Below are 16035 nucleotides of genomic sequence, written 5' to 3' on the forward strand. Positions count from 1 at the left end.
GCAGCCTCTTCAGGGCGACAGTTGAAAACTGTCTTATTGCTTGGCGGCAGCCAGCTGGGCAGCAACTTCTTCAGCGAAGTTGTCGACCGGCTTCTCGATGCCTTCGCCTACTTTGAAGTAGGTGAAAGAAACGATTTCTGCACCGGCTTTCTTGGCCAGTTCGCCAACCTTGATTTCAGGGTTCTTGACGAACGCCTGCTCAACCAGGCTTGCTTCGGCCAGGAACTTGCTGATACGGCCTTTGACCATGTTCTCAACAATGTTTTCTGGCTTGCCTTTGATTTTTTCTTCGTTCAGCTGCAGGAACACAGCTTTTTCACGCTCGATCGCTTCAGCCGAAACTTCCGAAGGCAGCAGGAACTCAGGGTTGCTGGCCGCTACGTGCATGGCGATGTCTTTGGCCAGCTCTACGTTGCCGCCTTTCAGAACAACCGCTACACCGATTTTGTTGCCGTGCAGGTAACCACCAACAACATCACCTTCAACGCGAACCAGGCGACGGATGTTGACGTTTTCGCCAACCTTGCCGACCAGTACCAGGCGAGCAGCTTCTTGAGCTTCGATCAGAGGCTCAACGGTAGTCAGCTTGTCAGCGAATGCTTTTTCAACGCTGGCAGCAACGAATGCCTTGAAGTCATCCTGCAGAGCCAGGAAGTCGGTCTGCGAGTTCACTTCCAGCAGAACAGCGGACTTACCGTCTTCTTTCAGAGCGATAGCGCCTTCAGCAGCAACGTTGCCTGCTTTCTTGGCAGCCTTGATGGCGCCCGAAGCACGCATGTCATCAATGGCTTTCTCGATGTCGCCGCCAGCCTTGGTCAAGGCCTTTTTGCAGTCCATCATGCCTTCGCCAGTACGCTCGCGCAGTTCTTTGACCAACGCTGCAGTAATCTCTGCCATTTCAAAATTCCTCTTGGATAGGTTTTCAACCATTCCACCCGATCGAACGGGCGATCAATTCTTCCCGAAACACCTTTGTAAGTCGCTGCACGTTACAGAAGCTGTAGCTGCGCTACCGACAAACGGTTTTCGAGGTGGCAAAAAGGGGGCCAAGCCCCCTTTTTGCTTACTGAGTCAACGCCTAGGCGCTAATTACTCAGCTGCAGCTGCCGGAGCTTCTTCAGCGAACTGCTCGGTGCCGCCAGCAACGTGGTTGCGACCGCGGATAACAGCGTCAGCCATCGAACCCATGTACAGCTGGATAGCGCGGATTGCGTCATCGTTGCCTGGGATGATGTAGTCAACGCCTTCCGGGCTGCTGTTGGTATCGACTACGCCGATAACCGGGATACCCAGCTTGTTGGCTTCGGTGATCGCGATGCGCTCGTGATCAACGTCGATAACGAACAGTGCGTCTGGCAGACCGCCCATGTCCTTGATACCACCCAGGGAACGATCGAGCTTCTCAAGATCGCGAGTGCGCATCAGCGCTTCTTTCTTGGTCAGCTTGGCGAAAGTACCGTCTTCGGCTTGCACTTCAAGGTCACGCAGACGCTTGATGGAAGCACGGATGGTTTTGAAGTTGGTCAGCATGCCGCCCAACCAGCGGTGATCGACGTACGGCGAACCGCAACGTGCTGCTTCTTCAGCAACGATCTTGCCAGCGGAACGCTTGGTGCCGACGAACAGAATCTTGTTTTTGCCCTGGGCCAGGCGTTCTACGAAAGTCAGAGCTTCGTTGAACATTGGCAGGGTTTTTTCAAGGTTGATGATGTGAATCTTGTTACGAGCGCCGAAAATGTACTTACCCATTTTCGGGTTCCAGTAACGGGTCTGGTGACCGAAGTGCACACCGGCCTTCAGCATATCGCGCATGTTGACTTGGGACATGATAGTTCCTTAATAAGTCGGGTTTGGCCTCCACGTATCCCAATGACCAACCAGCAGCATCAGCTGAAGGCACCCAGGTCATCGTGTCGACACGTGTGTGGATTTAAGCCTTTCGGGGTATCCCCGGAAAGCGGCGCATTTTATATCACAGGGCAGCAAAAAACGGAACCCGGATTCTCAATTCGTGACGCGCAGCTTCATGCGCGCCCTTGGAATCGCTCAAGATTGCACCAAACTATAGAGAGAAGCGACGTACAGAGGCTCAGATTTGCACTGATCGTCTGTTAGAATTGCGTTTTTAAGGGTCGCGAAGATCGATCGCGCATTGCCCATTTCGTTTTAACGAGCGCCATCGAGCGCAGAGAGAGCCTGTATGACCGTCACCCTCAAAACTCCCGAGGACATCGCAAAGATGCGTGTCGCCGGCAAACTGGCCGCCGATGTGCTGGAAATGATTGCCGAATACGTCAAGCCGGGCATCACCACTGATGAACTGGACCGCATCTGCCACGACTACATCGTCAACGAGCAGAAAGCCATCCCTGCCCCGCTCAATTACAAAGGCTTCCCCAAGTCGATCTGCACCTCGATCAACCACGTGGTCTGCCACGGCATCCCCAACGACAAGCCGCTCAAGGATGGCGACACGCTGAACATCGATGTCACCGTTATCAAAGACGGCTACCACGGTGACACCAGCCGCATGTTCCACGTCGGCAACGTGCCGGTCTGGGCCGAGCGCCTGTCGCAGGTCACCCAGGAATGCATGTACAAGGCGATCGAACTGGTCAAGCCTGGCTGCCGCCTGGGCGACATCGGCGAAGTCATCCAGAAACACGCTGAAAAGAACGGTTTCTCGGTGGTTCGCGAGTTCTGCGGCCACGGCATCGGCAAAGTTTTCCACGAAGAGCCGCAGATCCTGCACTACGGCCGCGCCGGTACCGGCATGGAGCTCAAGGCGGGCATGACCTTCACCATCGAGCCGATGATCAACCAGGGCAAGGCGGACACCAAGGTACTGGGCGACGGCTGGACCGCGATCACCAAGGACCGCAAGCTCTCCGCGCAGTGGGAACACACCCTGCTGGTGACCGAAACCGGTTACGAGATCTTCACCCTGCGCGCCGACGACACCATCCCGCGCGTTTCGGCCTGATCCGAACCGCGCAGCTCTCAGCTTTATAGACAGGAATGCCAATCGATGCCGCAGGTGGATCCCGAACTCTTCGACCGCGGCCAGTTCCAGGCTGAACTGGCCCTGAAGGCAAGCCCGATCGCGGCCTTCAAGAAGGCGATCCGTCAGGCCCGCGAGGTGCTCGACGGGCGCTTTCGCAGCGGCCGCGACATTCGCCGGTTGATCGAGGATCGCGCCTGGTTCATCGACAACATCCTGCAAAAGGCCTGGGAGCAGTTCAACTGGAGCGAAGACGCCGACATCGCGCTGGTCGCGGTCGGCGGCTACGGTCGCGGCGAGTTGCACCCTTATTCCGACATCGACCTGCTGATCCTGCTCGACAGCGCCGATCACGAAATCTTCCGTGATTCCATCGAGCGTTTCCTGACGCTGTTGTGGGACATCGGCCTGGAAGTCGGTCAGAGCGTGCGCTCCGTGGACGAATGCGCCGTTGAGGCCCGCGCCGACCTGACCGTCGTCACCAACCTGATGGAAAGCCGCACCATCTGCGGTCCCGAGCGTTTGCGCCAGCGCATGCTCGACGTCACCAGCACGGCGCACATGTGGCCGAGCAAGGACTTTTTCCTGGCAAAACGCGCCGAGCAAAAGGCTCGTCACCACAAATACAACGACACCGAATACAACCTGGAACCCAACGTCAAAGGCTCGCCCGGCGGCCTGCGCGATATCCAGACGATTCTGTGGGTGGCCCGTCGCGAGTACGGCACTCTGAACCTGCGAGCCCTGGCGGGCGAAGGCTTCCTGGTGGAGAGCGAAAACGCCCTGCTGGCCTCGTCCCAGGAGTTCTTGTGGAAGGTTCGCTACGCGCTGCACATGCTCGCAGGCCGCTCGGAAGACCGCTTGCTGTTCGACCACCAGCGCTCGATCGCCGGGCTGTTGGGGTTCGAGGGCGATGACGCCAAGCACGCCATCGAAAACTTCATGCAGCAGTATTACCGGGTGGTCATGAGCATTGCCCAGCTCAGCGACCTGATCATCCAGCACTTCGAAGAAGTCATTCTTGCCCCGGAAGATCAGACGCCACCGCAGCCGATCAACTCGCGATTCCAGCTGCACGACGGTTACATCGAGGCACGCAACGAAAACGTATTCCGCCGCACGCCGTTCGCCATGCTCGAGATTTTCGTGCTGATGGCCCAGCAGCCGGAAATCAAAGGTGTGCGCGCTGACACCATTCGTCTGCTGCGCGAGCATCGCTACCTGATCGACGACGATTTTCGCAACGATATTCGCAATACCAGCCTGTTCATCGAGCTGTTCAAGTGCAAAATCGGCATCCACCGCAACCTGCGCCGAATGAACCGTTACGGCATCCTCGGCCGTTACCTGCCGGAGTTCGGCTTCATTGTCGGGCAGATGCAACACGACCTGTTCCACATCTATACGGTCGACGCTCACACCCTGAATCTGATCAAGCACCTGCGTAAATTGCAGTACACGCAGGTGTCGGAAAAATTCCCGCTGGCCAGCAAGCTCATGGGCAAACTGCCCAAGCCCGAGCTGATTTACCTTGCTGGTCTTTACCACGACATCGGCAAAGGCCGGCATGGCGATCACTCGGAAATCGGCGCGGTGGATGCCGAAGCCTTTTGCCAACGCCACCAGCTGCCAGTGTGGGACAGCCGCCTGATCGTCTGGCTGGTGCAGAACCACCTGGTGATGTCGACCACCGCCCAGCGCAAGGACTTGTCCGACCCGCAGGTCATCCACGACTTCGCCCAGATTGTTGGCGACGAAACCCGTCTTGATTACCTGTACGTACTGACTGTCGCCGACATCAATGCCACCAACCCGACCTTGTGGAATTCCTGGCGCGCCAGCCTGTTGCGCCAGCTCTACACCGAAACCAAGCGTGCCTTGCGCCGTGGCCTGGAAAACCCGGTGGATCGGGAAATGCAGATCCGCCAGACCCAGAGCGCGGCCCTGGACATCCTGGTACGTGGCGGGACCGACCCGGACGATGTCGAACAGCTGTGGTCGCAACTGGGCGATGACTACTTCCTGCGTCATACCGCCGGCGACGTGGCCTGGCACACCGATGCGATCCTCCAGCAACCCGCCGGTGGCGGGCCGTTGGTGCTGATCAAGGAAACCACCCAGCGCGAATTCGAGGGCGGCACGCAGATCTTCATTTATGCCCCCGATCAACACGACTTCTTCGCCGTGACCGTGGCCGCGATGGACCAGCTCAACCTGAACATTCACGACGCCCGGGTCATCACGTCCAGCAGCCAGTTCACCCTCGACACCTACATCGTGCTCGACACCGACGGCGACTCGATCGGCGACAACCCGGCGCGGGTCAAACAGATCCGTGAAGGCCTGACTGAAGCCCTGCGCAACCCCGACGATTACCCGACGATCATCCAGCGCCGCGTACCGCGCCAGCTCAAGCATTTCGCGTTCGCGCCACAGGTGACCATCCACAATGACGCCCAGCGTCCGGTGACCGTGCTGGAACTCAGTGCGCCGGACCGCCCGGGCTTGTTGGCGCGCATTGGCACGATCTTCCTTGAGTTCGATCTGTCGCTGCAAAACGCCAAGATTGCGACCCTTGGCGAGCGCGTGGAAGACGTGTTCTTTATTACCGACGCGAACAACCAGCCGTTGTCCGACCCGCTGCTGTGCACCCGTTTGCAGGATGCAATCGTCGAACAGCTGACCGTCAGTAACGAACCCGAGATCAAGCTGTCACGACTCAGTATCTGAATTAACAAATTTCCCCCTGTGGGAACGCGCCCCTGTGGGAGCTGGCTTGCCTGCGATAGCATCACCTCGGTGCATCTGACACACCGAGGCGCCTGAATCGCGGGCAAGCCCGACGCCCACACAAAGCTCGCTCCCACATTGAACGAGGCCCCGCATGAACAACGCTTTGAACCAGTTGCAGCCCTACCCGTTCGAAAAGCTCCGCGCCCTGCTCGGCAGCGTCACGCCAAACCCGGACAAGCGCGCCATCGCGCTGTCCATTGGCGAGCCGAAGCACCGTTCGCCAAGCTTTGTCGCCGAAGCCCTGGCCAGCAATCTGGATCAGATGGCCGTGTACCCGACCACTCTTGGAATTCCCGCTCTGCGAGAAGCCATTGCTGCCTGGTGCGAGCGCCGTTTCAGCGTTCCGAGCGGCTGGCTCGACCCGGCGCGCAACGTGCTGCCGGTCAATGGCACCCGTGAAGCGCTGTTCGCCTTCACCCAGACCGTGGTCAACCGTGGCGACGACGCCCTTGTGGTCAGCCCGAATCCGTTCTATCAGATTTATGAAGGCGCGGCGTTCCTCGCCGGGGCCAAGCCGCACTACCTGCCGTGCCTGGACGAAAACGGTTTCAACCCGGATTTCGATGCCGTATCGCCAGACATCTGGAAACGCTGCCAGATCCTGTTCCTGTGCTCCCCGGGCAATCCGACCGGCGCACTGATTCCGGTCGACACCTTGAAGAAGCTGATCGCCCTGGCCGACGAATACGATTTCGTTATCGCAGCGGACGAGTGCTACAGCGAACTGTACTTCGACGAGCAAACGCCGCCAGCCGGCTTGCTCAGCGCCTGCGTCGAGCTGGGCCGCAAGGATTTCAAGCGTTGCGTGGTGTTTCATAGCCTCTCCAAGCGCTCGAACCTGCCGGGCCTGCGGTCGGGCTTCGTGGCCGGTGATGCCGAGATCCTCAAGGGCTTCCTGCTCTATCGCACCTACCATGGCTGCGCCATGCCGGTTCAGACCCAGTTGGCCAGCGTTGCCGCGTGGAACGACGAAGTGCATGTACGCGCCAACCGCGCGCTGTATCGCGAGAAATACGATGCGGTGCTGGAAATCCTTGCCCCGTTGATGGACGTGCAGCGCCCGGATGGCGGCTTCTACCTGTGGCCGAACGTAGAAGGCGACGATGAAGCCTTCTGCCGTGATCTGTTTGTAGAGGAACACGTGACCGTGGTGCCGGGTTCTTACCTGTCTCGCGAAGTTGATGGCTTCAATCCGGGCGCCGGGCGCGTACGCATGGCATTGGTTGCGCCGCTGGCGGAATGTGTGGAAGCGGCCGAGCGGATTCGCGCTTTCATCCAGCGTCACAAGTGATTTAACCCTGCGCCAGCGCTGTTATTTCACCTGGCCCAGGTTCGCTTCGCTTAGATCCAGCTCCCCCAGCACTTCGCGCAATACGTCATCACCAATCTGGTGATGACGGCTCAAGCTGTACAGTTCAAGGCGCTGCGCCCGCAGCGCCTTCAAGCGCAATCGTCGCTCCAGCAAGTCCATCTGAAACGCCAGCGCCTGGGCTTCCGCCGAATCGTTGAACACTTCCAGCTGATGCCGATACTCGGACATGATCCGCGCTTTCAGTTCCGCCGCCAGCGCCGCCTCTGCCGCATCCACAGGCTTGGCTTCCTCGATTTCCAGCGCATGGATCGCCGCTTCGGCAGTCTTGCGCCAGGCGTCACGCACTTCGTTACGGCGCTTGTCGTCGGGACTTTTCTCGATGCCGCGCAGCAACAGAGGCAAGGCGATGCACGCGGAGATCAACGACAGCAGAATCACGCCGGCGGCGATGAAGATCAGCAGATCGCGCTCGGGAAACGCATTGCCTTCCAGCAGCAACGGTACCGACAGTATGCCCGCCAGCGTCACGGCTCCGCGTACCCCACCGACCGTCAGCAACCAGCAGGAACGCGCGGTCGGCACTTGTGTCATCTCGCCCCTTCCGCGCCAGCGTCGCAGCAGAACGGACAGGCGCCAGATGCTCTGCACCCAGACGAAGCGCAACACCAGCAGCACCAGAAAGATGGCGACCACGTCCAGGCAACGGTAAAGCAGCGTCGGCCACAATGACGTTTCATGGCTGGCCACGGCCTTGATGATGTCCGGTAGCTGCAAGCCCAGCAGCAGGAAGATCAAACCGTTGAAGGCAAACTCCAGCAGCGACCAGACACTGCGATTGAGCAATCGGGTGCTGGTCTGGCGCGGCAGCAGATCGAGCCAGCTCTGCATCATCCCCGCCGCCACGGCGGACAAAATGCCGGATGCACCGAGACGTTCCGCCACCACATAAGCGGCGAACGGCAGCAACAACATGAACACCACATGAGTCGCCGGATCATCCCAGCCGCGAGCGATCATCCATGTACGCAATCGTCCCACCAGCCAGCTCAATGCGACGCCAACGGCCAGGCCGCCGACCGCCACCAACACGAAGATCACGCCGGCGTTGGTCAGCGAGAACACGCCTGTCACCGCTGCCGCCAACGCAAATTTGAACGTCACAAGGCCCGAGGCATCGTTCATCAACGCCTCGCCCTGCAGCATGTGCATCAACGGCGTGGGCAGACGATCCCGGGAGATGGCCGAGACGGCCACGGCATCCGTGGGCGACAGCACCGCCGCCAAGGCAAACGCCACCGGCAATGGAATGCTGGGTAACAACCAGTGAATGAAATAGCCTGCACCGACCACGGTGAACAACACCAACCCCACCGCCAGTGTCAGGATCGGCCCGCGCAGGCGCCAAAGTTCACGCTTGGGCATCCGCCAGCCATCGGAAAACAACAACGGCGGCAGAAACAGGAAGAGGAACAACTCGGGATCCAGGGCCACATGCAAACCCAGCGTCGGCCAGGCCAGCAACGCACCCGCGCCAATCTGTACCAGTGGCAATGGCAGCGGGATTACCCGTCCGATCAGGCGTGAAACGCTAACCAGCATCAACAGGATCAGGACGGTGTAGGCGGTTTGCATAAAGCGTGGGTTCCCAGGCAATCGACAGCATCGAAGTGCCATATTAGCCGCTTAGACTGCGGGCTGACCGTTGCACTAATGTCGCACGTTCTCATGATCCACATGACATCCCTGTGGGAGCAGGCTCCTGCCCACAGGGTTTTGGGTTTTAACTCAAGGGTCATGGCATAATCCGTCACCTTTAATTTCCAGCACCTGCAAGGGGGGCAATTCCTTGACCGTTTCAAGCAAAACGTTGCACCTTTTCGGCATCAAAGCCTGCGACACCATGAAAAAGGCGCGCACCTGGCTCGATGAACACGCTGTCAGCTATGACTTTCATGATTACAAGACGGTCGGAATCGACCGTGAACACCTGACCCAATGGTGCGACGAGCACGGTTGGCAAGTGGTGTTGAACCGTGCAGGCACGACCTTTCGCAAGCTCGACGACGAACGCAAAGCCGATCTCGACCAGCGCAAGGCCATCGAACTGATGCTCGCACAACCCTCGATGATCAAGCGCCCGGTGCTTGATCTCGGTGACCGAACCCTGATTGGCTTCAAGCCAGATATCTACGCGGCCGCGCTCAAGTAAGCAGCCCGTTCCATTTTGTTAGAGGTATCAACATGTCCACTACTCCGTTCAGCCTGGCCTTTGGTGTCGGCACTCAAAACCGTCAAGGCGCATGGCTGGAAGTGTTTTACGCGCAGCCGCTGCTCAATCCATCGGCTGAACTGGTTGCTGCTATCGCGCCGGTCCTGGGTTACACCGAAGGCAATCAGGCCATCGCATTCAGCACAGCCCAGGCTTCGCAACTGGCTGAAGCGCTGAAGAGCGTCGACGCTGCACAAGCCGCGCTGCTGACCCGCCTGGCCGAAAGCCACAAGCCGCTGGTCGCCACGATCCTGGCCGAAGACGCGCAACTGACCTCCACGCCTGAGGCTTACCTCAAGCTGCACCTGCTGTCCCATCGTCTGGTCAAGCCACACGGCCTGAACCTGGCCGGTGTGTTCCCGCTGCTGCCGAACGTGGCCTGGACCAGCCAGGGCGCGATCGATTTGGCCGAACTGGCCGAGCATCAACTGGAAGCCCGCCTGCGCGGCGAGCTGCTGGAAGTGTTCTCGGTAGACAAGTTCCCGAAAATGACCGACTACGTGGTACCGGCCGGCGTGCGTATCGCTGACGCGGCGCGTATTCGTCTGGGCGCTTACGTGGGTGAAGGCACCACCGTGATGCACGAAGGTTTCGTCAACTTCAACGCCGGCACTGAAGGCCCGGGCATGATCGAAGGCCGTGTGTCGGCTGGCGTGTTCGTTGGCAAGGGTTCGGACCTGGGCGGCGGTTGCTCGACCATGGGCACCCTGTCGGGCGGCGGCAACATCGTGATCAAGGTCGGCGAAGGCTGCCTGATCGGCGCCAACGCCGGTATCGGTATCCCGTTGGGCGACCGCAATACCGTTGAGTCGGGCCTGTACGTGACCGCTGGCACCAAAGTGGCGCTGCTGGACGAAAAAAATCAGCTGGTCAAGGTCGTGAAGGCCCGTGAACTGGCCGGTCAACCTGACCTGCTGTTCCGCCGCAACTCGGAAACCGGCGCAGTGGAATGCAAAACCCACAAATCGGCGATCGAACTGAACGAAGCGCTGCACGCTCACAACTAAGCGTCGAATGACCCACTGTGGGAGCGACCCGGCTCGCTCCCACAGGGTTTGGCGTACATCCGCCCATGTTTAACAGGGCCCGATAGCATGTTGATTCGCTCTCCCTGGCGCGCCGATTTCCCGGCCATCGCCGCTCTGCAACGGCAAGACCAGACGTATCTGGACAACGCCGCCACCACGCAAAAACCTCAAGCCCTGCTGGATGCCCTGGCGCATTACTACGCCAATGGCGCGGCCAACGTGCATCGGGCGCAACATTTGCCCGGCGCCCACGCCACCCAGGCGTTCGAGGCCAGCCGCAACAAGGTCGCCCACTGGCTGAATGCCGGCGACTGCGGGCAAATCATCTTCACCCACGGCGCGACTTCCGCGCTGAACCTCCTGGCTTATGGCCTCGAGCACTTATTCAATCCAGGCGATGAAATTGTCATCAGCGCCCTGGAGCATCACGCCAACCTGCTGCCGTGGCAGCAACTGGCGCACCGTCGCGATTTGAAACTGGTGATTCTGCCTCTGGACGACGACGGTTTGATTGACCTCGATGCCGCCACGCACTTGATCAATCCACGTACCCGCTTGCTCGCAGTCAGTCAGCTGTCCAACGTGCTCGGCGCCTGGCAACCGTTGCCGGCGTTGCTGGCGATAGCCAAGGCGCATGACGCCTTGACCGTGGTCGATGGCGCTCAAGGCGTGGTTCATGGCCGCCATGACGTGCAGGCGCTGGGTTGCGACTTCTATGTGTTTTCCAGCCACAAGCTGTATGGCCCTGACGGTTTAGGCGTGTTGTTCGGGCGCAATGAAGCGCTGAAACAACTGCGTCACTGGCAGTTCGGCGGCGAAATGGTGATGGATGCGGATTACCAAAGCGCACGCTTTCGCCCTGCCCCGCTGGGTTTCGAGGCCGGTACGCCGCCGATTGCCAGTGTGATTGGCCTGGGAGCGACGCTGGATTATCTGGCGGGGCTCGATCAGGACGCGGTGTGCGCCCATGAGGCGGCGCTGCATGACTATTTATTGAAAGGTCTTAAAGCCCGTAAAGGCATTCGACTGCTCGGCAAACCGCAGCTGGCACTGGCCAGTTTTGTCGTCGAGGGTGTGCATAACTCTGATCTGGCGCATTTGCTCACCGAACAGGGGATCGCCGTTCGTGCCGGTCATCACTGTGCCATGCCGCTGCTGAAAAGCTTTGAACTGGCCGGAGCGATCCGGGTGTCGTTGGCGCTGTACAACGACTCCGAAGACCTGGAACGCTTCTTCGAGGCGCTGGATCAGGCCCTGGAGTTGCTGCGATGAGCCTACCCGCCGAGGCCGTTACAGCGCTGAAAACCTTTCAGAGTGCCGCCAGCTGGGAGCAACGCGCACGATTGCTGATGCAATGGGGCGAGCGCCTGCCGGCGTTGAGCGCTGTGGATAAAGTCGACGCCAACCGTGTGCACGGCTGTGAAAGCCAGGTGTGGCTGGTGGGCTCGCTGGAGGATGATCACTGGCAGTTCGCGGCGAGCAGCGATGCGCGGTTGATTCGCGGGTTGGTGGCGTTGCTGCTGGCGCGGGTCAACGGCTTGTCGGCGGCTGAGCTGCGAGAAGTGGATTTGCCGGACTGGTTCAATCAGCTGGGGCTTTCGCGGCAACTGTCGCCTTCGCGCAGTAATGGCCTCAATGCCGTGTTACAGCGGATGCGAGAACTCGCCACGTGACCGATGATCGTTCCCACGTCGAGGCGTCGAACCGTCCGCGTGGGAATGCCTCAACGGACGCTCCGCGTTCGGCTGTTGAAGGGACGCGGAGCGTCCCGGGCTGCATTCCCACGCGGAGCGTGGGAACGATCGATCAAGCCGGTTTCACGCGATCCGAAGGGCGCCGCACACCCGCCACAATCTTATCCACAGCCTTGGTCGCCGCGACCATGCCAAACGTCGCCGTGACCATCATTACCGCGCCAAACCCGCCCGCGCAGTCGAGCTTCACGCCGTCTCCGACAAAACTCTTCTGCAAACAGATGCTGCCGTCAGGTTTCGGGTAGCGCAGTTGTTCGGTGGAAAACACGCACGGCACGCTGTAATGGCGCGTCACGGTGCGGGAGAAGTTGTAATCGCGGCGCAACGTCGAACGCACTTTCGAGGCCAGCGGATCGTTGAACGTGCGGTTCAGGTCGCAGACCTGGATCAGCGTCGGGTCGATCTGACCGCCCGCGCCACCGGTGGTAATAATCTGAATCTTGCGGCGCTTGCACCAGGCGATGAGCGCAGCCTTGGCATTCACACTGTCGATGCAGTCGATCACGCAATCGATGTTCGGCGTGATGTACTCGGCCATGGTGTCGCGGGTGACGAAATCGGCCACCGCGTGCACCGTGCAGTCCGGGTTGATCCCGCGCAAACGTTCGGCCATCACCTCGACCTTGGGCTTGCCGACGGTGCTGTCCAGCGCATGCAACTGACGGTTGGCGTTGCTGACGCAGACGTCATCCAGGTCAAACAGCGAAATTTCGCCAACGCCACACCGCGCAACCGCTTCCGCCGCCCAGGAACCGACGCCACCGACGCCGACAATCGCCACATGGGCGGCGCGCAGGCGCTCAAGGCCTTCGATGCCATACAAGCGGGCGATGCCGGCAAACCGCGGATCTTCTGTACTCATGACCATTACCCCAAAAACCGGCGCGCATTATAGGGCTACGCAGCCACAAGTTCTAAGCTACAAGCGACAAGTGTAAGAACTTATGTGAAAGCCGGTTGCCCAACGTCAGGCTTTTCCCTGCCTGCTGTACGGTAAGTGAAAGCACGGTGTAGGATGCGCGCCCCTTGGCCAACAGCCGACCGTTCCTTCGTTCCACTGCCTTTGGAACCTGAAATAGCTATGTCATCGCGTAAATTTGGACTCAACCTGGTCGTGGTGCTCGCCATCGCAGCCTTGTTTACTGGCTTCTGGGCGCTGATCAACCGCCCGGTCACCGCCCCCAACTGGCCCGAACAGATCTCCGGTTTTTCGTACTCGCCGTTCCAACAAGGCCAGTACCCACAGAAAGACCAATACCCGACCGACGATGAAATGCGTCGTGACCTGGAGATCATGAGTAAGCTGACGGACAACATCCGTACGTACTCGGTCGACGGCACCCTGCAAGACATTCCCAAACTGGCCGAAGAGTTCGGTTTGCGGGTAACACTGGGGATCTGGATCAGTCCGGACCAGGAGCGCAACGAACGCGAGATCACCCGCGCGATCGAAATTGCCAACTCGTCTCGCAGCGTGGTTCGCGTGGTAGTCGGTAACGAGGCGATCTTCCGTAAGGAAATCACCGCCAAGGACCTGAGCGTGATCCTCGATCGCGTCCGCGCAGCCGTGAAGGTGCCGGTAACCACGTCCGAGCAGTGGCACGTCTGGGAAGAACACCCGGAACTGGCCAAGCACGTCGACCTGATCGCCGCCCACGTACTGCCCTACTGGGAATTTATCCCGGTGGACAAGGCCGGCCAATTCGTCCTCGACCGCGCCCGCGACCTGAAAAAAATGTTCCCTAAAAAACCGCTGCTGCTCTCGGAGGTTGGCTGGCCGAGCAACGGCCGCATGCGTGGCGGCACCGATGCAAGCCCGGCGGATCAGGCGATCTACCTGCGCACATTGGTTAACAAACTCAATCGCCAGGGCTTCAACTACTTCGTGATCGAAGCGTTTGACCAGCCGTGGAAAGCCAGCGACGAAGGTTCTGTGGGCGCTTATTGGGGCGTGTTCAACGCGGCCCGCCAGCAGAAATTCAACTTCGAAGGCCCGGTGGTCGCGATCCCGCAATGGCGCGTGCTGGCCATCGGTTCGGCGGTGTTGGCCTTGCTGTCCCTGACGCTGCTGATGATCGACGGCTCGGCCCTGCGTCAACGCGGTCGCACCTTCCTGACCTTTATCGCGTTCCTTTGCGGTTCGGTATTGGTGTGGATCGGTTACGACTACAGCCAGCAATACAGCACCTGGTTCAGCCTGACGGTGGGTTTCCTGCTCGCCCTGGGCGCACTCGGGGTCTTTATCGTGCTGCTGACCGAGGCGCATGAACTGGCCGAAGCGGTCTGGACTCACAAGCGTCGGCGCGAATTCCTGCCGGTGGTCGGCGAGTCGAACTACCGACCGAAAGTCTCGATTCACGTGCCGTGCTACAACGAGCCGCCGGAGATGGTCAAACAGACCCTCAACGCCCTGGCCAATCTCGACTATCCGGACTTCGAAGTCCTGATCATCGACAACAACACCAAGGACCCGGCGGTCTGGGAACCTGTTCGCGATTACTGCGAAACCCTCGGCCCGCGCTTCAAGTTCTTCCACGTTGCACCGCTGGCCGGTTTCAAGGGCGGCGCGCTCAATTACCTGATTCCGCACACTGCCAAGGATGCCGAAGTCATCGCGGTAATCGACTCGGACTACTGCGTCGACCCGAACTGGCTCAAGCACATGGTGCCGCACTTCGCCGACCCGAAAATCGCCGTGGTGCAGTCGCCACAGGATTATCGCGACCAGAACGAAAGCACCTTCAAGAAGCTCTGCTACGCGGAATACAAAGGCTTCTTCCACATTGGCATGGTCACCCGCAACGACCGTGACGCGATCATCCAGCACGGCACCATGACCATGACCCGGCGCTCGGTGCTCGAAGAGCTCGGCTGGGCCGACTGGTGCATCTGTGAAGATGCCGAGTTGGGTCTGCGCGTGTTCGAGAAAGGTCTGTCGGCGGCGTATTACCACACCAGCTACGGCAAAGGCCTGATGCCCGATACCTTTATCGACTTCAAGAAACAGCGTTTCCGCTGGGCCTATGGTGCGATTCAGATCATCAAGCGTCACACCGCCAGCTTGCTGCGCGGCAAGGGCACCGAGCTGACCCGTGGCCAGCGTTACCACTTCCTCGCGGGCTGGTTGCCGTGGGTCGCGGACGGCATGAACATCTTCTTCACTGTCGGCGCGTTGTTGTGGTCGGCGGCGATGATCATCGTGCCGCAGCGGGTCGATCCGCCGTTGCTGATTTTCGCGATCCCGCCATTGGCGCTGTTCGTGTTCAAGGTCGGCAAGATCATCTTCCTCTACCGTCGCGCGGTCGGGGTCAACCTCAAGGATGCATTCTGCGCGGCACTGGCCGGGCTGGCGTTGTCGCACACCATCGCCAAAGCGGTGCTGTACGGCTTCTTCACCAGCAGCATTCCGTTCTTCCGCACACCAAAAAATGCCGACAACCACGGTTTCTGGGTGGCGATTTCGGAAGCGCGTGAAGAGGTGTTCATCATGCTGCTGTTGTGGGGCGCGGCGCTGGGGATCTTCCTGGTGAACGGGTTGCCGAGCAACGACATGCGTTTCTGGGTGACCATGTTGCTGGTGCAATCGCTGCCGTACCTGGCGGCGCTGATCATGGCGTTCCTGTCTTCGCTGCCCAAACCGGCAGTCGAAACAGAGACGGCGCCAGCGGTCTAAATCTTTGCAGATGCACTAAACGGCGGCCAATGGCCGCCGTTTTGCTTTAAGATAACCGCCATTTTGCAGGGCTTGGCGTGATCTCCATCCCTGTGGGAGCCAGCCTGCTGGCGATGGCAATGTAACAATCACAGTTTATGTTGACTGCCACACCGCCATCGCCAGCTGGCTGGCTCCCACATTTAGTCCGCGCCCACATTCATGA

General features: G+C 59.6%; 12 protein-coding genes. 8 read left to right on the forward strand and 4 right to left on the reverse strand.

Going from position 1 to position 16035, the window contains the following annotated elements; translation table 11 throughout:
* Positions 1-33: 33 nt before the first annotated feature.
* Positions 34-897 (reverse strand): translation elongation factor Ts, encoded by an 864-nt coding sequence (gene tsf, locus HNR03_RS06785; RefSeq protein ID WP_181079258.1) that lies wholly within the window; start codon positions 895-897, stop codon positions 34-36.
* A 192-nt stretch (positions 898-1089) separates the two neighbouring features.
* Positions 1090-1827, reverse strand: coding sequence for a 30S ribosomal protein S2 (gene rpsB, locus HNR03_RS06790; protein WP_090187835.1), 738 nt, complete (start codon positions 1825-1827; stop codon positions 1090-1092).
* Between the two features lie 373 nt (positions 1828-2200).
* Here rpsB and map point away from each other — a divergent pair, with 373 nt between their 5' ends.
* The 3 genes from map (at position 2201) to dapC (ending at position 7085) form a co-directional block, all read left to right on the forward strand.
* Positions 2201-2983, forward strand: a complete 783-nt coding sequence (gene map, locus HNR03_RS06795; RefSeq protein ID WP_222589970.1) for a type I methionyl aminopeptidase — start codon at positions 2201-2203, stop codon at positions 2981-2983.
* A 45-nt stretch (positions 2984-3028) separates the two neighbouring features.
* Positions 3029-5731, forward strand: a complete 2703-nt coding sequence (locus tag HNR03_RS06800) for a [protein-PII] uridylyltransferase (protein WP_222589969.1) — start codon at positions 3029-3031, stop codon at positions 5729-5731.
* A 154-nt stretch (positions 5732-5885) separates the two neighbouring features.
* Entirely contained in the window at positions 5886-7085 is a 1200-nt protein-coding gene (dapC, locus tag HNR03_RS06805; RefSeq protein WP_259151749.1) for a succinyldiaminopimelate transaminase, read from the forward strand.
* Between the two features lie 21 nt (positions 7086-7106).
* Here the strand turns inward: dapC and HNR03_RS06810 are convergent, their stop codons facing one another.
* Positions 7107-8738: a Na+/H+ antiporter gene (locus HNR03_RS06810; RefSeq protein ID WP_259151750.1), complete on the reverse strand. Its 1632-nt coding sequence runs from the start codon at positions 8736-8738 to the stop codon at positions 7107-7109.
* Between the two features lie 214 nt (positions 8739-8952).
* Here HNR03_RS06810 and HNR03_RS06815 point away from each other — a divergent pair, with 214 nt between their 5' ends.
* The 4 genes from HNR03_RS06815 to HNR03_RS06830 all read left to right on the forward strand — a co-directional run bounded on the left by HNR03_RS06815 (position 8953) and on the right by HNR03_RS06830 (position 12076).
* Complete coding sequence (locus HNR03_RS06815; RefSeq protein ID WP_222589966.1) at positions 8953-9315, forward strand: ArsC family reductase; 363 nt, start codon at positions 8953-8955, stop codon at positions 9313-9315.
* A 32-nt stretch (positions 9316-9347) separates the two neighbouring features.
* Positions 9348-10382 carry a 2,3,4,5-tetrahydropyridine-2,6-dicarboxylate N-succinyltransferase gene (gene dapD, locus HNR03_RS06820; RefSeq protein ID WP_090187854.1) on the forward strand — a complete coding sequence of 345 codons (1035 nt, stop codon included), beginning with the start codon at positions 9348-9350 and terminating at the stop codon, positions 10380-10382.
* Between the two features lie 87 nt (positions 10383-10469).
* A complete protein-coding gene (locus HNR03_RS06825; RefSeq protein WP_259151752.1) occupies positions 10470-11675 on the forward strand; it encodes an aminotransferase class V-fold PLP-dependent enzyme in 1206 nt (401 codons plus the stop codon).
* Positions 11672-12076, forward strand: coding sequence for a SufE family protein (locus HNR03_RS06830; protein ID WP_259151753.1), 405 nt, complete (start codon positions 11672-11674; stop codon positions 12074-12076). Before HNR03_RS06825 ends, HNR03_RS06830 begins: the two co-directional genes overlap by 4 nt.
* Positions 12077-12209: 133 nt before the next feature.
* On the opposite strand, the gene tcdA is transcribed toward HNR03_RS06830, so the two are convergent.
* Entirely contained in the window at positions 12210-13025 is an 816-nt protein-coding gene (gene tcdA / locus HNR03_RS06835; protein ID WP_405046037.1) for a tRNA cyclic N6-threonylcarbamoyladenosine(37) synthase TcdA, read from the reverse strand.
* A 213-nt stretch (positions 13026-13238) separates the two neighbouring features.
* On the opposite strand from tcdA, the gene HNR03_RS06840 reads away from it, so the two are divergent.
* Positions 13239-15830 (forward strand): glycosyltransferase, encoded by a 2592-nt coding sequence (locus tag HNR03_RS06840; protein ID WP_222589961.1) that lies wholly within the window; start codon positions 13239-13241, stop codon positions 15828-15830.
* Positions 15831-16035: the final 205 nt, after the last annotated feature.

Source organism: Pseudomonas sp. JAI111, from assembly GCF_024809425.1.
Taxonomy (GTDB): domain Bacteria; phylum Pseudomonadota; class Gammaproteobacteria; order Pseudomonadales; family Pseudomonadaceae; genus Aquipseudomonas.

Bases quoted from the DNA above. Each gene is read 5' to 3' on its own strand.
- tsf (WP_181079258.1), bottom strand. From the start codon at position 897: ATGGCAGAGATTACTGCAGCGTTGGTCAAAGAACTGCGCGAGCGTACT.
- rpsB (WP_090187835.1), bottom strand. From the start codon at position 1,827: ATGTCCCAAGTCAACATGCGCGATATGCTGAAGGCCGGTGTGCACTTC.
- map (WP_222589970.1), top strand. From the start codon at position 2,201: ATGACCGTCACCCTCAAAACTCCCGAGGACATCGCAAAGATGCGTGTC.
- HNR03_RS06800 (WP_222589969.1), top strand. From the start codon at position 3,029: ATGCCGCAGGTGGATCCCGAACTCTTCGACCGCGGCCAGTTCCAGGCT.
- dapC (WP_259151749.1), top strand. From the start codon at position 5,886: ATGAACAACGCTTTGAACCAGTTGCAGCCCTACCCGTTCGAAAAGCTC.
- HNR03_RS06810 (WP_259151750.1), bottom strand. From the start codon at position 8,738: ATGCAAACCGCCTACACCGTCCTGATCCTGTTGATGCTGGTTAGCGTT.
- dapD (WP_090187854.1), top strand. From the start codon at position 9,348: ATGTCCACTACTCCGTTCAGCCTGGCCTTTGGTGTCGGCACTCAAAAC.
- HNR03_RS06825 (WP_259151752.1), top strand. From the start codon at position 10,470: ATGTTGATTCGCTCTCCCTGGCGCGCCGATTTCCCGGCCATCGCCGCT.
- HNR03_RS06830 (WP_259151753.1), top strand. From the start codon at position 11,672: ATGAGCCTACCCGCCGAGGCCGTTACAGCGCTGAAAACCTTTCAGAGT.
- tcdA (WP_405046037.1), bottom strand. From the start codon at position 13,025: ATGGTCATGAGTACAGAAGATCCGCGGTTTGCCGGCATCGCCCGCTTG.
- HNR03_RS06840 (WP_222589961.1), top strand. From the start codon at position 13,239: ATGTCATCGCGTAAATTTGGACTCAACCTGGTCGTGGTGCTCGCCATC.